Source organism: Streptomyces sp. NBC_01750, from assembly GCF_035918095.1.
Lineage (GTDB): Bacteria > Actinomycetota > Actinomycetes > Streptomycetales > Streptomycetaceae > Streptomyces.
The window spans coordinates 6,194,498-6,220,895 of sequence record NZ_CP109137.1 but is presented as its reverse complement, the minus strand read 5'-3'; the positions used below and the strand labels follow the sequence as shown (position 1 = coordinate 6,220,895).

The 26,398-nt window shown below is 68.0% G+C and carries 24 protein-coding genes and 1 riboswitch; of the genes, 8 read left to right on the top strand and 16 right to left on the bottom strand.

Annotation, left to right across the window (positions count from 1 at the left end):
* Positions 1 to 279: 279 nt before the first annotated feature.
* The 8 genes from OG966_RS28405 to OG966_RS28370 all read right to left on the bottom strand — a co-directional run bounded on the left by OG966_RS28405 (position 280) and on the right by OG966_RS28370 (position 9,649).
* Complete coding sequence (locus OG966_RS28405; RefSeq protein WP_326652749.1) at positions 280 to 1,599, bottom strand: dipeptide ABC transporter ATP-binding protein; 1,320 nt, start codon at positions 1,597 to 1,599, stop codon at positions 280 to 282.
* A gap of 20 nt (positions 1,600 to 1,619) precedes the next feature.
* Positions 1,620 to 2,717, bottom strand: a complete 1,098-nt coding sequence (locus OG966_RS28400) for an ABC transporter ATP-binding protein (protein WP_326652748.1) — start codon at positions 2,715 to 2,717, stop codon at positions 1,620 to 1,622.
* Positions 2,714 to 3,712, bottom strand: a complete 999-nt coding sequence (locus tag OG966_RS28395; RefSeq protein ID WP_326652746.1) for an ABC transporter permease — start codon at positions 3,710 to 3,712, stop codon at positions 2,714 to 2,716. The genes OG966_RS28400 and OG966_RS28395 overlap by 4 nt, the downstream gene beginning before the upstream one ends.
* A 125-nt stretch (positions 3,713 to 3,837) precedes the next feature.
* Positions 3,838 to 5,613, bottom strand: coding sequence for an ABC transporter substrate-binding protein (locus OG966_RS28390; protein ID WP_326652745.1), 1,776 nt, complete (start codon positions 5,611 to 5,613; stop codon positions 3,838 to 3,840).
* A 107-nt stretch (positions 5,614 to 5,720) separates the two neighbouring features.
* Positions 5,721 to 6,719 carry an ABC transporter permease gene (locus OG966_RS28385; RefSeq protein ID WP_326652744.1) on the bottom strand — a complete coding sequence of 333 codons (999 nt, stop codon included), beginning with the start codon at positions 6,717 to 6,719 and terminating at the stop codon, positions 5,721 to 5,723.
* Positions 6,720 to 7,156: 437 nt separating this feature from the next.
* Positions 7,157 to 7,948 carry an enhanced serine sensitivity protein SseB C-terminal domain-containing protein gene (locus OG966_RS28380; protein WP_326652743.1) on the bottom strand — a complete coding sequence of 264 codons (792 nt, stop codon included), beginning with the start codon at positions 7,946 to 7,948 and terminating at the stop codon, positions 7,157 to 7,159.
* Positions 7,949 to 8,071: 123 nt separating this feature from the next.
* The gene (locus OG966_RS28375) at positions 8,072 to 8,842 is read right to left on the bottom strand and encodes an enhanced serine sensitivity protein SseB (RefSeq protein ID WP_326652742.1); all 771 of its coding nucleotides are present in this window, start codon (positions 8,840 to 8,842) and stop codon (positions 8,072 to 8,074) included.
* Positions 8,843 to 8,980: 138 nt separating this feature from the next.
* Positions 8,981 to 9,649 (bottom strand): AAA family ATPase, encoded by a 669-nt coding sequence (locus OG966_RS28370; RefSeq protein WP_326652740.1) that lies wholly within the window; start codon positions 9,647 to 9,649, stop codon positions 8,981 to 8,983.
* Positions 9,650 to 9,830: 181 nt separating this feature from the next.
* Positions 9,831 to 9,928: riboswitch (glycine riboswitch) on the top strand.
* A 149-nt stretch (positions 9,929 to 10,077) separates the two neighbouring features.
* Between OG966_RS28370 and gcvT the strand changes: the two genes are divergently transcribed.
* The 6 genes from gcvT to OG966_RS28340 all read left to right on the top strand — a co-directional run bounded on the left by gcvT (position 10,078) and on the right by OG966_RS28340 (position 16,210).
* Positions 10,078 to 11,202: a glycine cleavage system aminomethyltransferase GcvT gene (gene gcvT / locus OG966_RS28365; RefSeq protein WP_326652739.1), complete on the top strand. Its 1,125-nt coding sequence runs from the start codon at positions 10,078 to 10,080 to the stop codon at positions 11,200 to 11,202.
* A 58-nt stretch (positions 11,203 to 11,260) separates the two neighbouring features.
* Positions 11,261 to 11,638, top strand: coding sequence for a glycine cleavage system protein GcvH (gcvH, locus tag OG966_RS28360; RefSeq protein WP_326652738.1), 378 nt, complete (start codon positions 11,261 to 11,263; stop codon positions 11,636 to 11,638).
* Positions 11,639 to 11,661: 23 nt separating this feature from the next.
* Entirely contained in the window at positions 11,662 to 12,924 is a 1,263-nt protein-coding gene (gene glyA / locus OG966_RS28355; protein WP_326652737.1) for a serine hydroxymethyltransferase, read from the top strand.
* A 153-nt stretch (positions 12,925 to 13,077) separates the two neighbouring features.
* Positions 13,078 to 14,445, top strand: coding sequence for an L-serine ammonia-lyase (locus OG966_RS28350; protein WP_326652736.1), 1,368 nt, complete (start codon positions 13,078 to 13,080; stop codon positions 14,443 to 14,445).
* A gap of 251 nt (positions 14,446 to 14,696) precedes the next feature.
* Entirely contained in the window at positions 14,697 to 15,311 is a 615-nt protein-coding gene (locus tag OG966_RS28345) for a type IV toxin-antitoxin system AbiEi family antitoxin domain-containing protein (RefSeq protein ID WP_326652735.1), read from the top strand.
* The gene (locus OG966_RS28340; protein WP_326652734.1) at positions 15,311 to 16,210 is read left to right on the top strand and encodes a nucleotidyl transferase AbiEii/AbiGii toxin family protein; all 900 of its coding nucleotides are present in this window, start codon (positions 15,311 to 15,313) and stop codon (positions 16,208 to 16,210) included. Before OG966_RS28345 ends, OG966_RS28340 begins: the two co-directional genes overlap by 1 nt.
* A gap of 443 nt (positions 16,211 to 16,653) precedes the next feature.
* Here OG966_RS28340 and OG966_RS28335 read toward each other — a convergent pair whose 3' ends face one another.
* Positions 16,654 to 17,712 (bottom strand): phosphorylase family protein, encoded by a 1,059-nt coding sequence (locus OG966_RS28335; RefSeq protein ID WP_326652733.1) that lies wholly within the window; start codon positions 17,710 to 17,712, stop codon positions 16,654 to 16,656.
* Between the two features lie 266 nt (positions 17,713 to 17,978).
* On the opposite strand from OG966_RS28335, the gene OG966_RS28330 reads away from it, so the two are divergent.
* Positions 17,979 to 18,371, top strand: coding sequence for an STAS domain-containing protein (locus OG966_RS28330; protein ID WP_326652732.1), 393 nt, complete (start codon positions 17,979 to 17,981; stop codon positions 18,369 to 18,371).
* Positions 18,372 to 18,474: 103 nt separating this feature from the next.
* Here OG966_RS28330 and OG966_RS28325 read toward each other — a convergent pair whose 3' ends face one another.
* On the bottom strand, positions 18,475 to 18,690 hold the full coding sequence (locus OG966_RS28325; protein WP_326652731.1) for an EF-hand domain-containing protein: 216 nt from the start codon (positions 18,688 to 18,690) through the stop codon (positions 18,475 to 18,477).
* Between the two features lie 185 nt (positions 18,691 to 18,875).
* Here OG966_RS28325 and OG966_RS28320 point away from each other — a divergent pair, with 185 nt between their 5' ends.
* Positions 18,876 to 19,514, top strand: a complete 639-nt coding sequence (locus OG966_RS28320) for a GNAT family N-acetyltransferase (protein ID WP_326652730.1) — start codon at positions 18,876 to 18,878, stop codon at positions 19,512 to 19,514.
* Positions 19,515 to 19,698: 184 nt separating this feature from the next.
* On the opposite strand, the gene OG966_RS28315 is transcribed toward OG966_RS28320, so the two are convergent.
* The 6 genes from OG966_RS28315 to OG966_RS28290 all read right to left on the bottom strand — a co-directional run bounded on the left by OG966_RS28315 (position 19,699) and on the right by OG966_RS28290 (position 26,344).
* The gene (locus OG966_RS28315) at positions 19,699 to 20,877 is read right to left on the bottom strand and encodes a YncE family protein (protein WP_326652729.1); all 1,179 of its coding nucleotides are present in this window, start codon (positions 20,875 to 20,877) and stop codon (positions 19,699 to 19,701) included.
* An 8-nt stretch (positions 20,878 to 20,885) separates the two neighbouring features.
* The gene (locus tag OG966_RS28310; protein ID WP_326652728.1) at positions 20,886 to 21,665 is read right to left on the bottom strand and encodes a polysaccharide deacetylase family protein; all 780 of its coding nucleotides are present in this window, start codon (positions 21,663 to 21,665) and stop codon (positions 20,886 to 20,888) included.
* 409 nt (positions 21,666 to 22,074) lie between these two features.
* A complete protein-coding gene (locus OG966_RS28305) occupies positions 22,075 to 22,578 on the bottom strand; it encodes an ATP-binding protein (RefSeq protein ID WP_326652727.1) in 504 nt (167 codons plus the stop codon).
* A gap of 262 nt (positions 22,579 to 22,840) precedes the next feature.
* Entirely contained in the window at positions 22,841 to 23,611 is a 771-nt protein-coding gene (locus tag OG966_RS28300; protein WP_326652726.1) for an enoyl-CoA hydratase/isomerase family protein, read from the bottom strand.
* A gap of 86 nt (positions 23,612 to 23,697) precedes the next feature.
* Positions 23,698 to 24,948 (bottom strand): L,D-transpeptidase, encoded by a 1,251-nt coding sequence (locus OG966_RS28295; protein WP_326652725.1) that lies wholly within the window; start codon positions 24,946 to 24,948, stop codon positions 23,698 to 23,700.
* 184 nt (positions 24,949 to 25,132) lie between these two features.
* Entirely contained in the window at positions 25,133 to 26,344 is a 1,212-nt protein-coding gene (locus OG966_RS28290; RefSeq protein ID WP_326652724.1) for a L,D-transpeptidase, read from the bottom strand.
* Between the last annotated feature and the right edge of the window lie 54 nt (positions 26,345 to 26,398).

Genomic DNA, 26,398 nt, shown 5'->3' with positions numbered 1-26,398 from the left:
CGCCTTCTTCGCCCGGGCGGGCGCGGCCTCGCTTTCCCCGGCGCCCACGGCCCCTCCTGGCCGAGCCGTCACCTTCGCCGGCCGCAGGCTCGGCCTGCGGCTGCGCGGCCGCACCTCCGGCAGGTCCCGGCGCCGTCGGCGTACGACGCCGCGCTCGGCCGAAGGCTCCGCCCCGGTTGCCCCGGACTCGCCCTGCGCATCGGCGCTCTCGCCTGCGACAGGCCCGGCCCGGCCGACGGCGTCGCCATCGGCCGGAGCTCTCACCCCGGCAGCGCCTGACTACCCGTCGGACGCCTTGCCTTCGACGGGCCCGGTCCTGTCGCCCGGCTGCGCATCGGCGTCCTCACCCACGGCAGGCTCAGGCCCGCTGTCGGCGGCGTCGTCCGACGCCGCGGCGGCCGGGGTCTCCGCCTCGATGGCCTCAGGCTCGGCCTTGGCGAGGCTCGCCCCGGCCTCGGTGTGGTCCGCGTCCTCGTCGGACTTCGCAAGGCTCGCCCCTGCGGTCTCCGATGCCTTCGGCGTCACGTCGACGATCTCGATCGCCTCCCGCGCCGACGGCAGGAGCGCCGCGTCGCCCGGGGCCAGGTCCGGTGCGTTCTCCGGGTGGTGGCAGGCCACCTGGTGGCCCGTCTTCAGTGCCAGCAGCGGCGGTTCCTGCGTCTTGCAGATATCCGTCGCCTTCCAGCACCGGGTGTGGAACCGGCAGCCGCTCGGCGGGGAGATCGGCGACGGGACGTCGCCCTTGAGCAGGATGCGGTCGCTCTTGGCGCCACGCCGCTTCGGGTCAGGCACCGGCACCGCCGAGAGCAGCGCCTTCGTGTACGGGTGCATCGGCGACTCGTACAGCGACTTGCGGTCCGTCAGCTCGACGATCTTGCCCAGGTACATCACCGCGATGCGGTCCGAGACATGGCGGATGACCGACAGGTCGTGGGCGATGATCACATAGGTGAGACCCAGCTCGTCCTGGAGGTCGTCCAGCAGATTCACCACCTGCGCCTGGATCGACACGTCCAGCGCCGAGACCGGCTCGTCCGCCACGACCAGCTTCGGCTTCAGGGCGAGGGCCCGCGCGATACCGATGCGCTGGCGCTGGCCGCCGGAGAACTCGTGCGGGTAGCGGTTGTAGTGCTCGGGGTTGAGACCGACCAGGCCCAGCAGCCGCTGGACCTCCTTCTTGATCCCGCCCTCGGGTGTGACGCCCTGCAGCTTGAACGGCGCGCTGACGATCGAACCGACCGTGTGGCGCGGGTTCAGCGAGCCGTACGGGTCCTGGAAGATCATCTGCACGTCCCGGCGCATCGGGCGCATGCCCGCGACACCGAGGTGCGTGATGTCCTTGCCCTCGAACTCGATCTTGCCACCGGTCGGTTCGAGCAGCCGGGTGATGAGCCGGCCCATCGTCGACTTGCCACAGCCGGACTCACCCACGACACCGAGCGTCTCGCCGGGAAGTACGTCGAAGCTGATGCCGTCGACCGCCTGAACGGCACCGGCCTGCCGGCGCAGCAGCCCCTTCGTGATCGGGAAGTGCTTGACCAGTCCGGTGACCTTGAGCAACGGCTCGGGCGAGGAGGTGGCCTGCTCCGGGATCGCCATCTCGGAATCCTTTGTCTCACTCAAAGCTTCGGCGCAATCTCTTCGGTCCAGATCCGCGTGCGGTCCTCCTGCGACATGTGGCAGGCCGAGTGGTGTCGGCTGCCGACCTCCCGCAGCTCCGGCCGCTCGGTGCGGGTGATCCCGCCCTTGGGCACATCGGCGTACGGGCAACGCGGGTGGAAAGCACAGCCACTGGGGATGTTGATCAGGCTGGGCGGGGAACCCTTGACCGGGATGAGGCGCTCGGTCTGGTCACGGTCGATACGCGGCATCGAGCCCAGCAGGCCCCAGGTGTAGGGGTGCTGCGGCTCGTAGAAGACCTTCTCGGCCGGACCCCGCTCGACGCAGCGGCCGCCGTACATCACCAGGATGTCGTCGGCCAGCTCGGCGACGACGCCCAGGTCATGGGTGATGATGATGACCGCGGAGCCGAACTCCTTCTGCAGATCCCGGATCAGGTCGAGGATCTGCGCCTGGACGGTGACGTCCAGCGCGGTGGTCGGCTCGTCCGCGATGAGCAGCTCGGGGTTGTTGACCAGCGCCATCGCGATCATCGCGCGCTGGCGCATACCGCCGGAGAACTCGTGCGGGTAGCTGTCCACCCGCTTGTGGGGCTCCGGGATGCCCACCCGGTCCAGCAACTCGACGGCCCGCTTCAGGGCGGTCTTCTTGTCCGCCTTGTTGTGGACCTGGTACGCCTCGCTGATCTGCTTGCCGATGGTGAAGTACGGATGCATCGCGGACAGCGGATCCTGGAAGATCATCGCCATGTCGCGGCCGCGCAGGCGGCGTACCTCGTCCGGATCTGCGGTCAACAGTTCCTTGCCGTTCAGCCAGATCTCGCCGGAGAGGTGCGCCTTCTGCCGGCCGTACTGGCCGACGCGGTGCAGGCCCATGATGCCGAGCGAGGTCACCGACTTGCCGGAACCGGACTCACCCACGATGCCGAGGGTCTTGCCCTTCTCCAGCGTGAAGGAGAGTCCGTCGACCGACTTCACGAGACCGTCGTCGGTCGGGAAGTGCACCTGGAGGTCGCGTACCTCGAGGAAGGCGGTGGAGGGGGCCGAGCCCGCGGAGACGGGCTCGCCGACGGCGCCGGTCTTCGTCAGATCGGTCATGAGAGCCTCACTCGGGGGTCGATCACTGCGTACATGAGGTCCACGACGAGGTTGGCGAGGACGACGAAGAAGGCCGCGATGAGCGTGACTCCGAGGATCACGGGCAGATCGTGGTCGCTGATTGCCTTCACCGCGTTGTAGCCGAGGCCGTGCAGGGAGAAGGTGCTCTCGGTCAGGACCGCGCCGCCCACCAGGGCTCCGAGGTCCAGGCCGAGGACGGTCAGGATCGGGGTCATGGTCGAGCGCATCGCGTGCTTGCCGATGACCACCGGTTCCGTGAGGCCCTTGGCTCTGGCGGTGCGGATGTAGTCCTCGTTGAGGACCTCCAGCATGGTGGCGCGGGTGAGCCTGGCGTACATCGCGGCGTACAGGAAGGCCAGCGTGACCCACGGCAGAACCATGCCGTTGAACCAGGCCGCCGGATCCTCACTGAACGCCGCGTCCGGCCGGTCGAACCACCCCAGCTGGTCGGAGAAGAGCGCCAGGGAGAGCATGCCGGTGAAGTAGATGGGCAGCGAGACACCGCCGAGAGCGATGCCCATCGCCGAACGGTCCAGCGGCGTACCGCGCTTGAGGGCGGAGATGATGCCGGTGGAGACACCACCGATCACCCAGAGCACGACAGCACCCGCGGCGAGCGAGAGGGTGACCGGCAGCCACTCGAGCAGCAGCGGCCAGACCTCCTGCTCGGTTTTGAACGAGTACCCGAAGCAGGGCGCGGCGCATTGCGTCACGTCGGAGCCGTTGGCGTACGTCCGTCCGACAGCCAGCCCGGCCACGAACTTCCCGAACTGGACCAGGATCGGGTCGTCCAGGCCCATCTTCTGCCGGATGCCCTCGATGGAGGCGGGGTCGGACTGTTTGCCGACGAAGTACAGCGCCGGGTCCGTCCCGATCATCTTGGGGAAGAGGAAGAAGATTCCGAAGGTCACCAGCGTGATGACCATCAGCATGACGATGACGGCGAAGATTCGCCTGATGAGATATGCAAGCACTGCGCTCGGCCCGACGGTGGCCCGGGGGCCCTCTCTTATGGAGAGGGCCCCGGGCCACCGCTCGCGGCCATCACCTGCCCTTCGTGCCTAGCGGGTGTGGCACTGGAACGTGAACTGACTGGGATTTACTTGACGACGCCGAGCGAGGCGTAGTCGTAGCGGCCGTTGTAGGCGTCCGCGGTGTAGGCGTTGGTCAGGCGGGTGCTGCGCCAGGTGATCGTCTTGTCGTAGACGAAGGGCAGGTAGACAGCAGCCTCGGAGACCTTCTGGTTCATCTGCTTGTAGATCTCGCCGGCCTTGGCCGGGTCGGTCTCGGCGATGGCCTGGTCGAAGAGCTTGTTGACCGCGGGGTCGTTCAGCTCGGAGAAGTTGTTGTTACCGCTCTGCAGGATGAACCGGCCGTCGACCAGCGGCTGCGAGAAGCCCTGGCCGGTCGGGAAGTCCGCGCCCCAGCCCATGATGATGATGCCGTAGCCCTTGGACTTGACGACCTTCGGCGAACCGATGATGCCGGACGTCTGGGCGCCGTCGAACTGGTCGACCTGAGCGTCGATGCCGACCTGCTTCAGCGCGTTCTGCAGCGAGACGGCCGTGGCGACCTCGACCGGCTTGTTGTTGCGCACCGCGATGGTGGTCTTGAAGCCGTTCGGCTGGCCACAGGCCTTCAGCGCGGCCTTGGCCTTCTCGACGTTCGGCTTGCTGTCGTTCTTGAGGACCTCGTACGGGTCGTACGTGGGGTCGGAACCCTTGATGCCCGCGGGGAGCATGTTCGGGGCGATGTCGCCACCGGCCTGCGGGCCGCCACGGGCGGTCTGCAGCGACTTCTTGTCGGCGGCGTAAATGACTGCCTTGCGGCACTCGATGTTGTCGAACGGCTTGACCGTCTGCGGGAAGACCGCGTAGCGGATGAAGCCGGTCTGGCCGTTGTCGAGGTTGTCCTTGTGCTTGCGCAGGGCGGTGGTACGCGCCGCCTGGCCGATGCCCGTCGCGTTGATGTCGACATCGAAGTCGCCCTTGAGCAGGCGCTTGTCCATGTCGTCCGCGTTGGTCATGAAGGTGACCGTGATCTTGTCCGGAAGCGCCTTGCGGATGGTGTCCGAGGCGGGCTTCCAGTTGGTGTTGCGGGACAGCGACATCGACTTGTTCGGCGCGTACGAGTCGATCTTGTACGGGCCGTTGGAGAAGGGCTTCAGGCCGTACTTGGAGGCGGTGTCCTTCTCCTTCTTCACCGGCGAGGCCGCCGGCATGGCGAGCATCTGCTCGAAGTCACCGTTCGGCTTCGGCAGCTTGAAGACGATGGTCTTCGCGTCCGGCGTCTCGATCGCCTTCAGGCCGAGCTTGTCCGCGGCCTTGTCCTTGTACGGACCCTTGTACTCGGTCTTCGGGTCGAGCACCTGCATCAGGTAGACCGGACCGCCGGAGATGACGTCCTGAGCCCAGGTGCGCTCGATGCCGTACTTGATCTCCTGCGAGGTGACGGGCGTGCCGTCCTCCCAGGTCACGTTGTCCTTGAGGGTGTACTTGTAGGTCTTGCCGCCGTCCGATATCTCGGCCTTCGCGGTCGCGAGGTCCGGGACGAGCTCGGTGCTGCCCTGGCCCGGCGCCGCCTTGAAGCTGACGAGCTGGCGGGTGTAATAGCGGGCGAAGTCCCACATGAAGCCGTAGTAACCGCGCTGCGGGTCCCACGAGTCGGCGTCCTGGGTGCCGACGAACTTCAGCGTGCCGCCCTTGGTGTCGGACGCGTTGGCGACCTTGCCAATGCCGGCGTTGAAGCCGGCCGCCTTGCCGGCGCCGTCCTTGCCGTCGTCCTTGCCGCCACATGCCGTGGCGGTCAGCAGGGCCGCGAGCACGACAGCCGTGCCTGCGGCAAGCCTGCGCTTCGACGTGCGATTGGTTGTCACGATGCTCGCAACCTCCGTAGTAGTCACTGCCCTTGAGGGCCGTGGTTCTGGGCTATTGCTCCTGACGGCTTCGGCAGGGGCGGTGTGTCCGCAGGGACGTGTGGGGGTCAGCGGGACCCCTTCGGGTCCAGCGCATCTCGTACGCCGTCGCCGAAGAGATTGAAGGCCAACACGGTGACGAAGATCGCCAGGCCCGGGATGATCATGAACAGCGGATCGTCCTCGTAGGTGCGCACGGCCGTCGAGAGCATCTCGCCCCACGACGGAGTGGGCGGCTTGACGCCAACGCCGAGGAAGCTCAGGGCGGCTTCCGTCAGGACGTTGGTGGGGATCATCAGCGTCGTGTAGACGGTGATCGGGGCCACCAGGTTCGGCAGCAGCTCCCGGAAGAGGATGTACGTACGGCCCGCACCGAGGCTGCGCGCCGCTTCGACGTACTCCCGCTCACGCAGCGAGAGCGTCTGCCCGCGCACGATCCGGCCGATGTACGGCCAGCCGAAGAAGCCGATCACCAGGACGAGGACCGCGATGCGCAGACCCGAACCGGAGAAGCCCCACAGTTCATTCGGGACGACCGAGATCAGGGCGATGATGAAGAGCAGCTGCGGGAAGGCCAGCAGCAGGTCCATCACCCGGCTGATCGCCGCGTCGACCCAGCCGCCGAAGTAGCCGGCGACGACTCCGAAGACGGTGCCCAGGGTGACCGCGACGAAGGCGGACAGGAAGGCGACGAGAAGCGAGATCCGCGCGCCGTAGACGATTCGGCTGAAGACGTCCCGGCCGTTGACCGGCTCAACTCCGAAGAGGAAGTCGGAATTGATGCCACCCCAGTCACCGATCGGGGTACCCAACAGCGGGTCGATCGCATCCTCGTGGAGCTCCTCCGGCGGGTGGCCGAGCAGACTCACGATCAGTGGAGCGAATATCGCGACCACGATCAGGAGGAGCACCACGAAACCGCCGACAAGTGCGACCTTGTCACGCTTCAACCGGATCCAGGCGATCTTCCAGGGCGAACGCCCTTCGATGGCCTTCTGCGGGACATCGGCGGCGACATCGACGGCCGCGGTTTCGGCCGCGCTCGTGTCGTGCAGTGGTGCCGTCATCGTGGTGGGGACCCCTCTCGGCCGGCGGTGACCGACCCATGCCCGCCGCTGTAGCGGCTTCGTTCACATCAGTGGTGCAGTTGTGTGTGTTGCGAGGAATGTTCGAAAAAGCTGGTCGTACACAGGACCGAAGGGTCCTTGTTGCCGGGAGTCTTCAACGCTGCCGCGATCACCCGCCAGACCCCTCGGGGAATGTTTGCTCAAACGTGATGAGGGGAGGGGGTTTCCGTTATACGGACGGAGCCACCGACTGAGCGGAACGCCAAATATCGCAAATGGGGCGAAAGTTGACTGTTGTGCCGCCATGCGGACGAGGGCGGCTCTTCGATTGCAAGGCGTTTGAAGGTCCAAGCGCACACAATTGCACCCCAAGTGTGAAGTTGGGGCATGGAATCAGCAGGTCAGGCCCTGAGCGTCAATGTGCTGTCACGGCCGACTCAGCGGCCGTGCGGCGGCGGATAGCCGTAGCCGCCGCCGGCGGGCACGCCGCCGGCATGGGCCTCACGGTCGTAGAACGGGCGGGCGTTGGCCCGCAGCCACATCGTGACGGGGTCGTACTCGTCGGACATCGCGACGGTGGAGACCGGCAACCCGTCCGGTACCGCGGCGATCGACTGCTGCATCATCGCCCGCACCGTGTCCACGGACTGCCTGCTCGTGTCGTACAGATCGAGCCCGATGGCGAGATACGGAGCGCCGAGCGCGGGCTGCACCCAGGCGCGGCGCAGCGAGCGGATCGCGTGCGTGCGGTGGGCATTCTGGGCGAGCAGGCCGTAGAAGTGCGGGAGCTCGATGGCCGGTTCGGACAGTCGCAGCGGTCCTGCGGGCATCCGGTCGAGGCCGGTGGCGATGCGGCGCAGATCCAGCCAGGGGATGCCGACGCCGCCGCCCGGCGCGTGCGGGTTGAGCCAGATACCCCAGCGGTCCGGGTACAGCGCGCGGGCGATGTCCCGGCCGGTGACCACCTCGTGGGCACGGTTCCAGCCGGAGACGGAGAGCTCCTGGGCGGAGGTGACGCAGGGCGCGTAGCCGACGCCGTCGACCTCCATGTTGCCGTACTGGGCGTCCGACGATCCGGCCTGGCCGTGCCAGAGCAGCATCCAGACCTGGCCGTTCGACGGGTCGGCGATGGCGTGCAGCAGCGCCTCGTACGCGTCGTAGCGTCCGGGAGTCACCTGGCGCAGCATGTGCTCGACCTGCCCGGCCGCCGCGGTGCCTGACGCACTCACCCTGGTTCCGCCCCTCTTCGATGCCTCTTCGATGCAGCAACACCACAGCCGCCCCGGGCACACGAGTGCTGCGGTAAGGCCATCAAACCAGCTTAATCGGCAGTCCTGACACCGACTTGACGACTACAAGTGCGGCCGTTCGTAGAAGGGCCGCACCCGCTCCAGCATCCATGCGCCGACCGGGTCCTGGGCGGCATCCAGCAGTACGAGGTTGACCGGCCAGCCCACCTGGACCCGGCCGAGCGCCCGGCCGAGCGCGTCCATCGGGGCATTGCGCTCGGCGGCCTCCCAGGAGGAGAGCTGGACACCTATGAAGAGGGCCGGCGGGTCGCCCTCGATGGAGGCGAGCGCACGACGGGCGGTGAGGACGACGCCGGAGGCCTCGAACTCCCCGGCCGCGGCGGCGAGGAAGTCGACCGGCTCTTCCTGCCAGTCGGGCTCGAAGAGCCGGACCCGGCCGCCGGTCGCGGGGCCGTCCAGCGGTGTACGTCCCACCCGGCACAGCTCGGCGACCGCGGGCGGCGGCAGCGGCGCGCCGACCGTACCGCCGGGATTCACGGCGATACCGAGCTGCGGAGGCAGCCCGCGGGCGAATTCCCGTGCGGGCGCGACGGTGAAGGAGACATGGCTGCCGACGCACTGCAGATACTGCTGCTCGGAGCTGAAGACCGGGACATAGGGAGCGCCGTCGATCTCCATCGTGGGCAGATCGAGATCGGGGCTGTCGGGTCCGCCGCCGTTGGGCAGCGGCACCCAGATATGACTGCGGCCGAGCACCTCGACCAGCCGGCCGCCTGCCGAGGGGTTGCCGAGCGATGCGCCGAGCACCTCTTCCAGCTCGTTCCCCGGCCAGCCGGAAGACGGATACGGATGGGTCTGCTCCGGTATCTCCATGTGCGGTCCTTCTCCCCCGGCTTCCACGGCTGCGCGCCACGAGCCTAACTCCGCGGCCCGACGGACATGAACCGGGGCTCCGCGGATCCCGCTCCTCAAAGGCCTCAGAGGCCGAGTCCCAGCCCCGCGCGCACCGCCCTACGGCTTCTCGAAGCCGACCCGCGCCAGCACCCCCGCCGCGTCCCGGTCCAGCAGCACCGCCGAAGCGCAGCCCGCCGGCAGCCGGCCCGCCTCCGCGTCGCCGATCAGATGCCCGACCGCGCGCCGGTGCCGGGCGAAGGCGTACCCGGAGACACCGCGACCCCGCTCGCGCTGGCCCTGTCTGGCGACCTCGGGCGTGACGTCGAGCAGCACCAGATGGAGACCGCTCCCGCGACGGAGCGCCACGCGGACCAGCCAGCGCCGCACCCAGGTCTGCGTACCGCAGTCATGGACGACGACACTCTCGCCGGAGCGCAGCGCCCGCCTCAGCCCGGCGTAGTGGGCGATCCGTACCAGCGGGCGGTAGACGGCGTACGGCAGCAGCCGCGGCATCAGGGCCTCCCAGCGGTCCCGGGTGTCCTGCGAGTCGATGACACGGCCGCGCGCCGCGCGCCGGATCAACGTGGACTTGCCGCTGCCGGGCAGGCCGGAGACGACCACCACATCACCGGCGGCGAAGACCAGACTGTGCGGACTGCGCCCCGAGCGGTCCCTGAGGTCGCGCAGTATGGCCTCGGGCGCCCCGCGCAGTTCCCGTGCGGACATGTCCGGCCGGGCGGGCACCCCCGCGGTCGTCGCACAGGCACCGGACTGCTGCAACGTCATCACCCTCCCCCATGTCGGGTCACGCTCACCCTTGCCCATGAAGTGTAAAGAATTGGTAATGCGACACAACCTATTCGCAGCTGCGGGCCACTTCGGGCAGGCGCGGCCGCGTTCCGGACCACACGCACCACTCTGGCGCGATGCGTGCAATGATGTGCCCGCCAACTGCATACCGGCCGCTTGAATCCACGCGGGAGAGTCCTGGCCACTGTGTGCGCCGGGCGCCGAAGGAGCAAGTCCCTCCCTTGAATCTCTCAGGCCCCGTACCGCGTGTGATGAGGCAGATCTGAAAAGCGAGCCGCTGTCGAGTGGCTCCACCCAAGGTGCAAGTCACGACCATCAATACGTGTGGTCGGGACGAACCTCTCAGGTTCCGATGACAGATGGGGAGGATTGTCCTCGCCGGCCATGCCCTGGGAGCCACTTCTATGAGTCACGTCCCCCGTCTGACTGCCCTCGACGCCCTGCACCGCTCGCTGGGCGCGACCATGACCGACTTCGCGGGCTGGGACATGCCGCTGCGGTACGGCAGTGAGCGCGACGAGCACAACGCCGTACGCACCAAGGCCGGTCTCTTCGACCTGTCGCACATGGGCGAGATCACCGTCAGCGGACCGCGCGCGGCCGATCTCCTCGACTTCGCGCTGGTCGGCAACATCGGCGGAGTGGCCGTCGGCCGCGCCCGCTACACCATGATCTGCCAGGAGGACGGCGGGATCCTCGACGACCTGATCGTCTACCGCCTCGGCGAGACGGAGTACATGGTCGTCGCCAACGCGGGCAACGCCCAGGTGGTGCTGGACGCGCTGACCGCCCGCGCCGAGGGCTACGACGCCGAGGTACGGGACGACCGCGACGCGTACGCGCTCATCGCCGTCCAGGGCCCGGAGTCCCCCGGGATCCTCGCATCGCTGACCGACGCCGACCTGGACGGGCTGAAGTACTACGCCGGCCTGCCCGGCACGGTCGCCGGCGTCCCGGCGCTGATCGCCCGTACGGGCTACACCGGTGAGGACGGCTTCGAGCTCTTCGTCCAGCCGCAGTACGCCGAGAAGCTCTGGCAGGCGCTGACCGAGGCGGGCGCGCCCGTCGGTCTCGTCCCGGCCGGTCTGTCCTGCCGCGACACGCTCCGCCTGGAGGCGGGCATGCCGCTGTACGGGCATGAACTGACCACCGCGCTGACCCCGTTCGACGCGGGCCTCGGCCGGGTCGTGAAGTTCGAGAAGACCACGAACGACGGGCGTTTCGTCGGCCGCGAGGCACTCGAGGCAGCCGCCGTGCGCGCCGAGTCCAACCCGCCGCGCAAGCTCGTCGGCCTGATCGCCGAGGGCCGCAGGGTCCCGCGGGCCGGCTTCTCCGTGGTCGCGGGCGGCCAGGTCGTCGGCGAGGTCACCTCCGGTGCGCCCTCCCCGACCCTCGGCAGGCCGATCGCCATCGCGTATGTGGACGCGACGCACGCCGTCCCGGGCAGCGAGGGCGTCGGCGTCGACATCCGCGGCACCCACGAGCCGTACGAGATCGTCGCGCTGCCGTTCTACAAGCGCCAGAAGTGATCGTCCGCACCTTCACTCCGTTCACCAGCACTCCCCCGCGTACAGGAGAATTCAGGCCATGAGCAACCCCCAGCAGCTGCGCTTCAGCAAGGAGCACGAGTGGCTGTCGGCCGCCGAGGACGGCGTGTCGACGGTCGGCATCACGGAGCACGCGGCGAACGCACTCGGCGATGTGGTGTACGTCCAGCTCCCTGAGGTAGGTGACACGGTGACCGCGGGCGAGACCTGCGGTGAGCTGGAGTCGACCAAGTCCGTCAGCGACCTGTACTCCCCGGTCAGCGGTGAGGTCACCGAGGCCAACGAGGACGTCGTCAATGACCCGTCTCTGGTGAACTCCGCCCCCTTCGAGGGCGGCTGGCTCTTCAAGGTGCGCGTCAGCGAGGAGCCGAAGGACCTGCTCTCCGCCGACGAGTACACCGAGTTCTCCGGCAACTGACCACGACCACGACAGGGATCGAGATGTCGCTTCTCAACGCCCCTCTCCATGAGCTGGACCCGGACGTCGCCGCCGCTGTCGACGCCGAGCTCCACCGCCAGCAGTCCACCCTCGAGATGATCGCCTCGGAGAACTTCGCTCCGGTCGCGGTCATGGAGGCGCAGGGCTCCGTCCTCACCAACAAGTACGCCGAGGGCTACCCGGGCCGCCGCTACTACGGTGGCTGCGAGCACGTCGATGTCGTCGAGCAGATCGCGATCGACCGCATCAAGGCACTCTTCGGCGCCGAGCACGCCAACGTCCAGCCGCACTCGGGCGCCCAGGCGAACGCGGCCGCGATGTTCGCGCTGCTGAAGCCGGGCGACACGATCATGGGTCTGAACCTCGCCCACGGCGGGCACCTGACCCACGGCATGAAGATCAACTTCTCCGGCAAGCTGTACAACGTGGTCGCGTACCACGTGGACAGCGAGACCGGCCAGGTCGACATGGCCGAGGTCGAGCGCCTCGCCAAGGAGTCCCGTCCGAAGCTGATCGTCGCCGGCTGGTCCGCGTACCCGCGCCAGCTCGACTTCGCGGCCTTCCGCCGGATCGCGGACGAGGTCGGCGCGTACCTGATGGTCGACATGGCCCACTTCGCGGGCCTGGTCGCCGCCGGTCTGCACCCGAACCCGGTGCCGCACGCCCATGTCGTCACCACCACCACGCACAAGACCCTCGGCGGTCCGCGCGGCGGTGTGATCCTGTCGACGCAGGAGCTCGCCAAGAAGATCAACTCCGCGGTCTTCCCCGGTCAGCAGGGCGGTCCGCTGGAGCACGTCATCGCGGCGAAGGCGGTCTCCTTCAAGGTCGCGGCGACCGAGGAGTTCAAGGAGCGCCAGCAGCGCACCCTGAACGGCGCCCGTATCCTCGCCGAGCGTCTGATCCAGGCCGACGTGACCGAGCACGGCGTCTCCGTACTGTCCGGCGGCACGGATGTGCACCTGGTCCTGGTCGACCTGCGCAACTCCCAGCTGGACGGCCAGCAGGCCGAGGACCGCCTCCACGAGGTGGGCATCACGGTCAACCGCAACGCGATCCCGAACGACCCGCGGCCGCCGATGGTCACCTCGGGTCTGCGGATCGGCACCCCTGCGCTGGCCACCCGCGGTTTCCAGGACGAGGACTTCCGTGAGGTCGCCGACATCATCGCCGAGGCGCTGAAGCCGTCGTACGACACGCAGGCGCTGAGCGCCCGGGTCTCGGCCCTGGCCGCGAAGCACCCGCTTTACCCTGGCCTGAAGTAATTCCGTACGCTTTTGTACGAACTCACGGGGCACCGCGCACACTGGTCAGTGCGTGCGGTGCCCCGCACCAGGTATCGCCTCGGTACCGCCACGCACCGCCCTCTGCACCACCCCGGCAGACAAAGGCGTCTACCAACCCCCTAGGAGTCTTCCGTGGCCATTTCGGTCTTCGACCTGTTCTCGATCGGCATCGGCCCGTCCAGCTCCCACACCGTCGGCCCGATGCGCGCGGCCGCCCTGTTCGCGCGGCGGCTCAAGAACGAGGGCCTGATGGCCCACACCGCCGCCATACGCGCCGAGCTCTTCGGCTCACTGGGCGCGACCGGCCACGGCCACGGCACCCCGAAGGCCGTGCTGCTCGGTCTTGAGGGCAACTCTCCCCGTACCGTCGACGTCGAGACCGCGGACGCCCAGGTCGAGCGCATCCGCACCGGGCGCCGGATCAATCTGCTCGGTATGCACGAGATCGACTTCGACTTCGACAAGGATCTGATCCTGCACCGCCGCAAGGCGCTGCCGTACCACGCCAACGGGATGACGATCTTCGCGTACGACGCCCAGGGCGGACTCGTACTCGAGAAGACGTACTACTCGGTGGGCGGCGGCTTCGTGGTCGACGAGGACGCCGTCGGCGAGGATCGGATCAAGCTCGACGACACCGTGCTGAAGTACCCCTTCCGTACCGGCGACGAGCTGCTGCGGCTCGCGCAGGAGACCGGTCTTTCGATCTCCGCGCTGATGCTGGAGAACGAGAAGGCCTGGCGCACCGAGGACGAGATCCGCGAGGGCCTGCTGGAGATCTGGCGGGTCATGCAGGCCTGCGTCTCGCGCGGGATGTCCCGCGAGGGCATCCTGCCCGGCGGCCTCAAGGTCCGCCGCCGGGCGGCCAACTCCGCCCGCCAGCTGCGTGCCGAGGGCGACGCACTGGCCCGCTCCATGGAGTGGATCACGCTGTACGCGATGGCCGTGAACGAGGAGAACGCCGCGGGCGGCCGCGTCGTCACCGCACCCACCAACGGTGCCGCGGGCATCATCCCGGCGGTGCTGCACTACTACATGAACTTCGTGCCGGGCGCGGACGAGGACGGCGTGGTCCGCTTCCTGCTCGCCGCCGGAGCGATCGGCATGCTCTTCAAGGAGAACGCCTCGATCTCCGGCGCCGAGGTCGGCTGCCAGGGCGAGGTCGGCTCCGCCTGTTCGATGGCCGCGGGTGCGCTGGCCGAGGTGCTCGGCGGCACCCCCGAGCAGGTCGAGAACGCGGCCGAGATAGGCATGGAGCACAACCTCGGCCTGACCTGCGACCCGGTCGGCGGCCTGGTCCAGATCCCGTGCATCGAACGCAACGGCATGGCCGCGGTCAAGGCCGTGACGGCGGCGAAGATGGCGATGCGCGGCGACGGCAGCCACAAGGTCTCGCTCGACAAGGTCATCAAGACCATGAAGGAGACCGGGGCGGACATGTCGGTCAAGTACAAGGAGACCGCGCGCGGCGGCCTCGCGGTGAACATCATCGAGTGCTGACGTTCTAGGCCCTGACCAGCGCATTTTCTTCTTTCAGCGCTGTCAGGGCCTTCCCTGCTTACGTGGCGGAAAGTCCCTGGAAACGCCCTGGGACAGAAGTGAAAGTCCCTGAAAAGTCCCTGGGAAATCCCACGGGATGGGCGTCTGACCTGCGGGTTCGTGGCACATAGTCAACGACGGGAACTCTGCCCCCACCATCTGGATGTATCAAATCGATCCCCTAAGCCCACCAGAGGGGTATCATTCGATACATGAGTGCTGCGGAAAACTCGCGCCTGGAGCAGCGGCTGGCCGGCCTCTCCCCTACGTTCACGACAGCGCAGGCACGTCAGGCCCTGCTCTCCGCTCGCGATCTGGCGTACCTGGTCGCCGAAGGAGAGATAGACGAACTATCCCGTGGTGTGTACCGGCGGGCAGACGCGCCAGAGACCGCATACGCAGACCTACTGGCCGTGTGTACGCGGGCGCCTCGCGCTGTCCTGTGCGGGGAGTCCGCCCTGGCTCTGCACGAGCTGATCGACGACATCCCCAGTGCCGTACACATCGCCATACCACGCGGATCACGCCGTCCCACGATCTCTTATCCCCCAACCGTGGTGGCGCAGTACGCGGCGAAGACCTTCAACCTCGGCGTCGAACGGTTCGAGGCCGCACCAGGAGAGACCATTCCCGCATACAATGCCGCCCGCAGCGTCGTCGACGCGATGCGCCACCGTGGCAGAATCGGCGAGACCATGGCCCTGTCCGCACTCGGCCGCTACCTGCGTCGCAGCGGACGGAGCGGGGTCGGCGAACTCCAACTCATCGCCCGCGACCTGGGGGCGCTCTCCGTCATCCGCCCCGCCGTAGAGGCGGTGCTCGCCTGATGGTCAACCCAACTCGCGATACCACCGCAGGCCGCGTCTACAACGACCTGCGCAATCTGGCTCGTCGCAACGGCCGTTCAACGGACGAGGTCATGGTCGAGTACGTACTCGAACGCTTCCTCTACCGCCTGGCAGCATCCCCCCTCGGCCGCGAGCACTTCATCCTCAAGGGCGGCCTGCTACTCGCCCAGTTCGGCGCCCGCCGGATGACCCGTGACATCGACATCCTCGGCCGCGCGTTCTCCGGCGAGGAAGCCGAGATCATCCGCAGAATCGCCGCGATCGCCACCACTGAGGTCGACGACGGCGTGGCATACGACTCCGCCACGCTCAGAACCGAACCCATCCGAGAGGAGGACGAGTATCACGGCCTACGGCTGTCCATGGCCGCATCGATCGCCCGGGCGCGTCTCAAGCTCCAACTGGACATCAGCTTCGGCGACCCCGTCACTCCCGGACCTCAGACCATCAACTACCCGCAGCACCTCACCACGGACAGCTTCCAACTCTTCGGTTATCCGCTCGCCACAATCATCGCCGAGAAGCTCTCCACCGCCATCTCACTCGGCGATCTCAACACCCGCGACCGGGATTACGCGGACCTCTACCGCCTGCTGACGCTCAACAATCTCAACGGCGACGAACTGGCCGCAGCACTGACCGCCACCGCCACACACCGCGGCATCGAGCTGAAGCCCCTCAGCGCCGCGATCACCGACCTCGCCGAGCGCCGCCAATCCTCCTACGCCGCCTGGCGCCGCCGACAGGGGCCTTCCTCGACCGGCTATCCGAATCTCTTCACTGACGTGGTCGGCCTAGTCATCGCATTCGCAGACCCACTGCTCGCAGGCATTGCCGCCACACGTAGTTGGAACAGCTCAGCCAGTACGTGGACGTGATCCAACTTGCTCACAAACCGCAGGAGATGCCCCACGTCCCGAAGCGTCAATGACGTCCTGTCACTGACTGTCGGAGGCGCACGACACACGGAGTGGTGGATGCCCACTCGTTCGTGATGCCGGGGAAATGCGGGAACTTCCCATCCGTAGGACAACGTTGCGAACTGGGGCTACGTGGGTCCGGAACAGTGGCCTGGAGCCCGGCGGCCAAGGCAAGGAGGCCTTTCCGGCACCTGGCTCACCCAGCAACACGGTTGCCCCCTCACGGGCGACGTCACCCGGGGCAACGAGCAGACCCGCAGTGGCCTCGGACCCAGGGGGCGCCAAAATGTGCTCGCCGCCCAGGAATCCGTCGTCGTCCAAGGGGAACAAGTCCCCGTCGGGAGAGCTGTCGGCACGTACGCGGCACCAACGCGGGGCCTGTACGGTGAAAACCTCATTCGTCATGGCAACAACCGGCTCAGCCCTTCAAGGGCCCCGTCGTCAGGACGAGCGTACTCAAGAGCGGCGTAGAGGGCCGTGCGTGCAGCAGGAGGATCCCGGTAGGCGTTCATCCGACGGACGATCTCCCGCACGTGATCACGGGCCACGGATGATTCCGCCGCCATGAATGCATGAGGCAGGCCGAGTGTGCGCCCCATGTCGGTGAGAAGGCTATGCCGGAAATCCCCCCTGGCCATGTCGTCAAAGGCCATCAGGGCCCTCACCCACTCGGCCTCCGGTGCTGACGCCTCGTCAATAGCTCCCGCAGAGCGTACGGCGCGGCTCGAACCGCCAGGTCCAGCCGTCTCTGGCAGCAGCTCACACGCGAGGGCCGCCGCCGCGGCGGCGGCATGTGCGGACGCCCGATGCTGCGAACCCGATGCATCGGCTTCACCTTTGTTGGCATCGGCGTGGTCGCTGATGCCTCGAAGGGTGAGTATCCGAAGGCCCTCCGAAAGGTCGGCGGCACGGGCAACGCCGGCGGACTCCATCTCGATGGCCAGGGCGTCACCGTAGTGGAACGTGATCTGGTCACGCAGAGGAGTGACCGGGGAATTCAGGACGACCTCACCGGCGATGATGGGCTGGAAGTGAACGTGCGGACCGGTTTCCTGCCAGGTCGCTCGTACCTCATCAGGAACCCACTTGCGCCAGGTTTCCGAGCACAAGGCGATTCCTGCCGCCTGCTCCAACCTGTGCGCCACAGCGCCTGGCACCGGTCGGGCGTTGAAGCCTTCGGGTGTCTCTTTGCCCGGATGCAGGTAGTGAACCTTCGTCGACACCACAACGTCACCGAGTCGGGCCTCTGGCTTCAGTCCACCCGCAACGCCGACGAACAGCAACGCCTGCGGGCGCAGCCACTGGCGGACACGCTCAGCGATGACGGCCGACGTCAGATTGCCAGCTCCGATTCTTGAGACGTACTCCGGATACCTTTGTAGGTAACTGTCGGCATGAAGTCCCTGAAAAATCCCTGACGTGACGCCAGTTGGACTTCCCGCGCCAAATCCGCAGGTCACACCCGTGATCAAAAGCGGCCCACATGTCGGTCAAGTACAAGGAGACCGCGCGCGGCGGCCTCGCGGTGAACATCATCGAGTGCTGATCCGCACCTACCGCACGCACGTCAAGACAGTTCGCAAGGATTCACCCGCAAGGGTGAGTTTTCCGAGCTCCGAACGTTTCTTCTCTGCCACGGGCCCGAGCCTCCGCATTAGTCTCACAGCCTGTTCACCCAAGCCCCCCGGTGATCAGATCGGGCACTACCCAGCAAGGAGAAACCCAGATGTCCGAGGGGCTGACGTCCAGGCCGTACGGCTTACTCGCCACGCTCCCAGGAGCGTACGGCCGGGTCTACCGACGACAGGAACGCACCGTCGTCGAGCTGCGTGGCGAGATCGACATCGCCGCAGTGACGGTGGTCGGCGCGTATCTCGATGTGGTCACCTCGGTCCGCGCCCACGAGGTGGTCGTCGACCTGACGCATGTCGAGTTCCTGGACTGCTCCGGGCTGGCGCTGCTCTGCCGGGCCCGACGGCGCACCACAGAGTTCGGCGGCCGCCTGTGCGTGGTCTGCGCCCGGCCGACGATTCTGCGCGTCTTCAAGGCGGGCGGCGTGCTGGACGTGTTGCGTACGCTGCCGACGCTGGACGCGGCACTGGCGGCGCAGGGCGGATGAAGTCCGGGCGGTCCCCGGCCTGGCCGGGGAGCCGCTCCGGTGCGTCAAGGCCTTGCGCAGCTCTGGCGAGGCCCTGTTCAGCTCAGGCCCTGTGCAGCTCTGTTCAGGCCTTGTTGAGCGAGGCCCAGAATTCGTCGAAGGTCAGCTGACCGTCGCCGTTGGCGTCCTTCGTCCTGATCACTGCCTCGGCGACCGTCTCGGTGACATGGAAGTCGCCCAGCTGAGCCATCACGCTCTTGTACTCGCTCGCCGTGATCAGGCCGTCGCCGTCCAGGTCGTAGCGCTCGAACGCCCTGCGCGCCTCTTCGATGTCCGCCACTGCTTCCGCCCCTCCTTGGTGCATTACTGACGGGGTCAGATTAACCGCCCCGATGAGCCCTCTCGGCAGCGGCCGTCCGATCGAAGGCGGCCGCGGCTCTTGTCGCACCCTGGAGCACTCCGCGTACGTCCTCCAGGGAGAGCCCGGGTTCGGGTGGAGGCTCACGTCGCGGAGAGGGACACGAGATGAGCAAGGCACTGGCGGAGATCCTGGCCGCGGCAGCACGCGGGAAGTTCCCGCCACCGGACGGATCCACTACCGTGATCGGTCAGCCGAGCGTCCGGGACGCCGGTGTGATGGCGTTCACCGCGCACTCGGTGGTCTTCACGGACGAGGATCCGGAGTGGGTACGGGCAGAGCTGGCCGCCACCGCGTGCGACCGGCTGGCCGCGGCGATGAACCCTGCGTTCCTTTCCGCCGTGCTGGCCCGTACCGGCCGCTCGATGCACACCATCGACCTGATGACGGTCGCCGGCGCGCTGCGGGGCGGACCGGCGCTCGAACTGCGCGAGATCGAGGACCCGGAGCACCCTCGGGTGGCACGCGCCCTGAAGTTCCGCGAGGGGGTGAGGGTCTGGGCCGCGGACGGCGGGGTGCTGGTACTCGGCCGGGGCGTCGCGGGCCGCTGGGAGGCCGCGATCGAGGTGGACGAGCAGGCGCGCGGCCGGGGCCTCGGCGTGGAACTCGCTGTGGCGGCCCGCCACTTGGTGCCGGACTCCGTGGTGTGGGCCCAGCAGTCGCCGGGGAACGCCCGCAGCGTACGGACGTTCCAGACGGCGGGCTTCCGGCCGGTGGGCTCCGAAGCCCTGTTCGTGGCCCGATGAACCGTGGTCGAGTCGGCCGGACGAGCCGGACGAGCCGGACGAGCACGCCGCCCGCGCCACAGAACTCGCCCGCCGGGCGGCGCCGTGCTTAACCGCGGGGCGTGTCCTCGAACGCGGGCGGGGCCGGATAGCGGCCCCGCCCGCGTTCGAGGCGCGGGTCCGGGGCTGATCCCCGAGGCGCTGCCTAGCGGAAGATGCCCGTGTGACCCAGCGAGTAGCGCCCGGGCTGCGGATAGACCGCGAGACCGTGCGGACCGCTGCCCACCCTGATACGGGCCAGCTGCTTACCGGTCGTGGTGTCGATGGCGTACACCTCGGAGTCGTAACGCCCGGACAGCCACAGCACCTTGCCGTCCGCCGAGACACCGCCCATGTCGGGGCTGCCGCCGTCCGGCAGCGTCCACTTCTTGGTCAGTCTGTTCTGTGCGAAGTCGAAGACGGAGATGGAGCCCTCGCCGCGGTTGGAGATGTACATCTCCCTGGAGTCACGGCTGACGTAGAGGCCGTGACAGCCCTTGCCGGTGGGCAGCAGTCCGGGCGTGGTGAACTTCTCGCCGTCGAGCACCCACACGCCGTGCGCCATCATGTCGGCGATGTAGAAGGTCTTGCCGTCCGGCGAGATCTTCACGTCCTGCGGCATCGCACCGTTGAAGGGCAGCTTCTGCCGGCCGACGACCTTCATCTCCTCCGTGTCGACCTTCAGCAGCTCGCCGGAGAACTCGCAGGAGACGATGAAGAAGCGGCCATCGGCGGAGAAGTCCGCGTGGTTGACGCCGTAGCAGGAGACCGGGGTGCTCTTGATCTGCTTCATGGTGTGCGCGTCGCGGAAGACGAGCTCGCGGTCCAGCGAGGCCATGACGATCGCGTACTTGCCGTCGGGCGTGAAGTAGAGGTTGTACGGGTCGTGCACGTCGACCGGCTTGCCCGCGGCGCCGGTGGCGGGGTTGATCGGGGTGAGCGTATGGCCGCGGTTGTTGTTGACCCAGAGCGTCTTGAGGTCCCAGGAGGGGACGACGTGCTGCGGCTGGACGCCGACCGGGATCGTCTGGATGACCTTGTACGTCGTGGGGTCGATGACCGAGACGGTGTTGGAGTTGGTGTTGGGGACGTAGACCCGGGACGGGAAGCCGTTGACCGCCGGCGAGAGCCGGCCCGGGCGGTCCGCCGAGTAGACGTCATGCGGGTCCAGCACGGGCGGCATGCCACGCAGCCAGGAGTGCTGCCCGTACCGGGGCTTGGCGGGCGGCGCGGCGGCCTTGGTGGCGAGCGCCTCCGTCCGGTCGGGGGGTGAGCTACAGCCCGCGAGCAGCGCGAGCAGGACGCCCGCGAGCAGCGCGGTGGTCCGCTTGGCGAGGGGAGTCATCGGGTGCATCAGATCAGCAGCTCCGTGGTGGTCACCGCGCGCAGGCCGCGGCGGTTGAGGTCGTCGAGGAGTGCGGGCAGCGCGGCGACCGTGTCGGGAACGCCGAAGTGCAGGCTCACCACCGACCCGCGCCGGATCTGCCCGGTGACATTGCGGGTGACGGCTGTGGCGCCGGGCTTGGTGTAGTCGAGGGAGTCGACGTCGTACGAGAGAACATGCGGGTAGCCGGCCCGGTGGGCGAGCGCGGTGACGAGGGGGGTCGCGTCGCGCGTTCGGGAGGGGCGGAACCAGGTGCCGATGGAGCCGGTGAGCCGGCGCAGCCGCTCGGCACAGCCGGTGATCTCGGCGTACGCCTGCGTCTCGGACATCTCCGAGATGCCCAGATGGCGCTGGGTGTGATTGCCGAGGTCGTGCCCGCCGTCGAGGATCTGGCGGGCGAGGGCCGGGTACTCGTCGAGCCAGCTGCCGACGGCGAGGACGGTGACATGGGCCCCGGCCCGTTCGGCCTCGGCCAGTAACGCCCTGGCCACGGCCGGATCCCCCTGGCCGTGGAAGGTGAGGGCCACCCGGTCCCGGTCGCGGGGACCGTGCGCGATCCGGGCGGGCTGTCCGGGGAAGCGGCGGGGAGCGGGGCCGGGACGGGAACCGCGGGGCAGCGGCGTGGGGGCGGCGGGCGGTGCGGGCGGCGGCGGAGCGGGACTGTCGTCGGTGCAGCTCGTGGCGAGGGCACCCGCGACGGCCGCACCCACTCCTGCGCGCAGTGCGCTGCGGCGGTCGATCGAGGTCACGGGAAGCACAGTAGGCGCGGACTGCCCGCAAGATAACGATTGTCCAAATTCAGGGTGATTACGGGTCGCGACCGCGAGGCCCGTCGCCGGGACGGTGGGCCACTAAAACACTCGATGCAATCTATATTCATGCACCGTTTACCAGGCAAGTGGCCCATCTAACCTACGATTCACTTCACACATGTCCATATTTGACAGCTTTCAACGCCTATAGACTTTTGGCGCCGCGGCGCCCGTCTGCCATAGTCGGTGACACGACCCCATTGACCCGGGCCAGGTCGTCGTAAGCCGCCGTGGATACACCCCCCAATCCACGGCGCTCCACAGGAGCCCCCGCTCAGGGGGCTTCTGTGTTTCCCGGTCCACTGTTTCCCGGTCCGCCGATCGCGGCACCTCGCCGCCCGACTCCTCAGCGGTCGGAGACCCGCATCTCGAACCAGGTGGTCTTGCCGCGGGGCAGCAGATCCACGCCCCACCGGTCGGAGAGCTTGTCCACGAGAAAGAGGCCGCGGCCGCTGATGTCCATCTCCTGGACCGGCATCAGACAGGGCAGCCCGCGGGAGGGATCATGGACCTCGATCCTGATCCAGCCGCGACGCCGCAGCATCCGCAACCCGAAGACGCGCGCGCCGGTATGGCGCACGGCATTACCGACGAGCTCCGAGACGAGTAACACCGCATGCTCGGCGGTCTGCGCGGAGAGCGCCCACTGGCGCAGCACCACACACTGGGTCAGCCGGCGTGCGGTGGCGGCGGATTCGGGGCGGGAAGGCAGTCGGACTTCCTCGTCCGTCGGATTGCCGAACAACTCCAGAGCCTTGAGCGCCTGTTCATCCTCGACGGCCGGAACCCGCCGCGCGACGGGAGCGCTGCCACGCTGTCGCGGTTGCTCCACACCCTCCAGGCCCGCCATGCCCCCATCATGGCCGCAATGAGCGGCTTCCGGGGCCATTCCGGGGGAATAGGCCCCCCGGAACAATCCACTCCCGCGCAACTCAATGGCATATGCCACTGGCCCCATGCAGCCATTCATACACTCGCTGAGCTGCGCTGACGCCTCGCTCACAGATGATCACTCAGCGCAGCGGCCCGCTCGGCCTTAAGGCTCCTTTAAGACTCGGCTAAGCCGGTCACAGGGTTGACGCCCGGCATCGATGTGTCCAACGTGCCCGCGCTCAGAGGAACTTGGCCTTGCCCGGGCCCTCCTCCACGAAGCTGCGCATCCCGCGCTCGCGGTCCTCCGTCGCGAACAGGCCCGCGAACCAGTTGCGTTCAATGGCGAGGCCCGTCCCGATGTCCGTCTCCAGGCCGGCGTCGATGGACTCCTTGGCGGCACGCAGCGCCAGCGCCGGCCCCCGCGCGAGCCGTGCGGCCCAGGCGCGGGCCTGCTCGTACACCTCGGCCGCGGGGACGAGGCGGTCGACGAGACCGAGTGCCAGCGCCTCCTCGGCCTTCACCATGCGGCCGGTGAAGATCAGGTCCTTGGCCTTGGACGGGCCGATCAGCCGCGAGAGCCGCTGGGTGCCGCCGGCGCCCGGGATCAGGCCGAGCAGGATCTCGGGCTGCCCGAGCGTGGCGTTGTCGGCGGCGATCCGGAAGTCGGCGCAGAGGGCCAGCTCGCAGCCGCCTCCGAGTGCGTAGCCGGTGACGGCGGCGACTACGGGCTTGGGGATACGGGCGACAGCGGTGAAGGAATCCTGCAGGGCCCGGGACCGCACGACCATCGCCGCGTGGTCCATCTCCTGCATCTCCTTGATGTCCGCTCCGGCCGCGAACACCTTCTCGCCGCCGTACAGGATCACGGCCCGCACGTCGTCGCGGCGGGTCGCCTCCTCGGCGAGCTCGCGCAGCCTGTCCTGGATGGCGATGTCCAGGGCGTTCATCGGCGGGCGGTCCAGTCGGATGGTGCCGACGCCTTCGGAGACCTCGAGTGCAACAGTCGTCATGGAGGCAGGTTAACCGTCGCTAACGACAACGGACCCGGTGCTGTTGCTCACAGCACCGGGTCCGGCGTTTCCGGAAGGCGGACGTACTACTTGGTCCAGTCCGCCCAGGACAGGTTCCAGCCGTTCAGACCGTTCTCCGGAGCGATCTGGCGGTCCTTGGAGTTCTTCACGATCACCACGTCGCCGATGATCGACCGGTCGAAGAGCCAGGCCGCCGGGGTGCCGTCGTCGTACGCCCCCCGGACGTCGCGCAGACCCACACAGCCATGGCTGACGTTCGACGAACCGAACGTCCCGGACGAGGCCCAGTAGTTGCCGTGGATGAAGGTGCCCGAGCTGGACAGACGCATCGCGTGCGGCACGTCCTTGATGTCGTACTCGCCGCCGAAGCCCACGGTGGCGCCGTTCATCCGGGTCACCTTGTACTTCTCACTGATGACCATCTGGCCGTTGTACGTCGTGGTCGACGGCGCGCCCGCGGTGATGGGAATGGACTTGATCTGCTTGCCGTCCCGTACGACCTTCATGGTGTGCGCACCGGCGTCCACGGTGGAGACCTGGCTGCGGCCGATGGTGAACTTCACCGTCTTGGACTGCTTGCCGTACACCCCGGGGCGGCCCTCGACGCCGTCCAGGCTGAGCCTGACCGTCACCTTGGTGCCCGCGGCCCAGTACTTCTCCGGGCGGAAGTCGAGACGGTCGTTGCCGAACCAGTGGCCCTCGACCGGCACGGCCGGCTCCGCGGTCACCTTGATGGCCTTCTCGACGGACTCCGGATTGGTGATGCCACGGGTGAAGTTGACCGAGACCGGCATGCCGACGCCGACCGTCGCGCCGTCCTCGGGCGTGTACTGCCCGAGGAAGGTGTTCTTCGGGACGAGCGTGGTGAAGGTGGTGTCCTTCGCCGACTCACGGCCGTCCGCGTCCTTGGCGATGGCGTGCACCTTGTACTTGGTGGAGCCCGCCAGGTGCTGCAGCGGCTGCCAACTGGCGCCGTCCGCTGCGAGCTTGCCCTCGACCGCGGAGCCCTTGTCGTCCTGGACCGTGACCGTGGTCAGCTTGCCCTTCTCGGCGGTGACCTTGAGTGCGCCGCTGGTGGCTACCGACCGGGCGCCGTCCTTGGGCGCGATGGTCACCACCGCCTGGGAGGCCGCGTTCCCGACCTTCCCGCCGTCCTTCTTGTCCTTGTCGTCACTGCCCTTGCCGGAGCCCCCACCACCGCAAGCCGTGACCAGCACCAGCAACGCCCCCAGCACCAGAGCCAGCAGAGCGGCGCCCCCACGCCCGCGTCCGCTTCCCGCCCCGGCCGATGCCCCCGATATCGGCTGCCCGTTCAAAATGGTCTTCTCCCCTCGCACGGCCTGGCCCCGCCACGGCCCGCACCCCCGCGCGCCTCACGCACGCACGGCGATAGATAATCACACCGTGGGTAGGTGAACCTCCCCACGAATGTCACCGTTCAGTCCCAACTTGTCCGCCGGGCTCACCTGAGACGGTGCGGGCCTTGCAGGTCAGCGAGGGTCAGCGCAGCGCGGAACCCTCCTTCCACGCCTTCCAGTCCAGGTTCCAGCCGCCGAGACCGTTGTCGGGGTCGACCCGCTTGTCCTGTGAGCCCACGACCTCGACCACATCGCCGATCAGCGTCCGGTCGAAGAACCACCCGGCCGGGGTGTCCTCGCTGCCGCCCTTGACGTCGCGCAGTCCGACGCAGCCATGGCTCACGTTCTCCGAGCCGAAGGTCTCCGGCGCGGCCCAGTAATTGCCGTGCAGGAACGTCCCCGAGTTGGTCAGACGCATCGCGTGCGGGACGTCCTTGATGTCGTACTCGCCGCCGAAGCCGACCGTCCGGCCGTTCATCCGGGTCACGTCGAACAGCTCGGAGACCACCATCTTGCCGTTGTACGTCGTCGTCTTGGGCCCTCCCGCAGTGATGGGCAGAGTCGCCAGGACGGCGCCGTCGCGCGTGATCCGCATGGTGTGCGCCGTGGCGTCGACCTGTGAGACCTGCGAGCGGCCGACCGTGAAGGCGACGGTCTTCTGCTGGATGCCGTACACCCGCGGCGCCGCCTCGACATCACGCAGCCGCACATCGACCGTGACCTTGGTGCCCGGTTTCCAGTACTCCCGCGGACGGAGGTCGAGGCGCTCCTTGCCGAACCAGTGGCCGACCACCTCGACGGGCGGCTCGGAGGTGACGCGGATGGCACGTTCGACGGCCTCGCGGTTCTCGATCTCCCGGTTGAAGTCGAAGGAAACGATCATGCCGGTGCCGACGGTCGAGCGGTTCTCCGGTTTGAAGTAGCCGATGAAACGGCGCTCGGGAATCTGTGTGGTGAAGGTGGTGTGGCGGGCCTGACGGTGGCCGTGTCCGTCCAGCGCCACCACGTCGACGCTGTACTTCGCAGACAGATCGAGGTGCGTGCCCTCGGCCGGGTTCCAGCGCAGCCCGTCCTCGGAGACCACGCCGGGGACCTCGGTCGGCCGGCCGTCCTCCACCTGCATCACCCTGACCCGCTCGAGCCGCCCGCTGGGCAGCTTCACCATGAGCGGGCCCTCAGGGCCGACCCCCTTCGCGCCATCCTCGGGGACGACCTGGATCGCGTCCTCGGGCGACCGCGGCTTATTGCCGATGTCGAGCTCCGCGCCGGTGCATCCGGCCAGCCCGGCCATCAGTCCTGCCCATGTCAGGACGACGGCCGCGCCCCGTCCTGCCCGCTTCAGTACATGTCTCACGTACCGACCAACGACCGCCCCCCTCCAGGGGAAACGTGAGCGCGGGGCCATGTT

Coding starts and splice junctions, on each gene's coding strand:
- OG966_RS28320 (WP_326652730.1), top strand. CDS start 18,876: ATGAGCAAGGCACTGGCGGAGATCCTGGCCGCGGCAGCACGCGGGAAG.
- OG966_RS28385 (WP_326652744.1), bottom strand. CDS start 6,719: ATGACGGCACCACTGCACGACACGAGCGCGGCCGAAACCGCGGCCGTC.
- OG966_RS28375 (WP_326652742.1), bottom strand. CDS start 8,842: ATGGAGATACCGGAGCAGACCCATCCGTATCCGTCTTCCGGCTGGCCG.
- OG966_RS28305 (WP_326652727.1), bottom strand. CDS start 22,578: ATGGCGGGCCTGGAGGGTGTGGAGCAACCGCGACAGCGTGGCAGCGCT.
- OG966_RS28340 (WP_326652734.1), top strand. CDS start 15,311: ATGGTCAACCCAACTCGCGATACCACCGCAGGCCGCGTCTACAACGAC.
- OG966_RS28315 (WP_326652729.1), bottom strand. CDS start 20,877: ATGACTCCCCTCGCCAAGCGGACCACCGCGCTGCTCGCGGGCGTCCTG.
- OG966_RS28300 (WP_326652726.1), bottom strand. CDS start 23,611: ATGACGACTGTTGCACTCGAGGTCTCCGAAGGCGTCGGCACCATCCGA.
- OG966_RS28345 (WP_326652735.1), top strand. CDS start 14,697: ATGAGTGCTGCGGAAAACTCGCGCCTGGAGCAGCGGCTGGCCGGCCTC.
- glyA (WP_326652737.1), top strand. CDS start 11,662: ATGTCGCTTCTCAACGCCCCTCTCCATGAGCTGGACCCGGACGTCGCC.
- OG966_RS28330 (WP_326652732.1), top strand. CDS start 17,979: ATGTCCGAGGGGCTGACGTCCAGGCCGTACGGCTTACTCGCCACGCTC.
- OG966_RS28400 (WP_326652748.1), bottom strand. CDS start 2,717: ATGACCGATCTGACGAAGACCGGCGCCGTCGGCGAGCCCGTCTCCGCG.
- OG966_RS28370 (WP_326652740.1), bottom strand. CDS start 9,649: ATGACGTTGCAGCAGTCCGGTGCCTGTGCGACGACCGCGGGGGTGCCC.
- gcvT (WP_326652739.1), top strand. CDS start 10,078: ATGAGTCACGTCCCCCGTCTGACTGCCCTCGACGCCCTGCACCGCTCG.
- OG966_RS28405 (WP_326652749.1), bottom strand. CDS start 1,599: ATGGCGATCCCGGAGCAGGCCACCTCCTCGCCCGAGCCGTTGCTCAAG.
- gcvH (WP_326652738.1), top strand. CDS start 11,261: ATGAGCAACCCCCAGCAGCTGCGCTTCAGCAAGGAGCACGAGTGGCTG.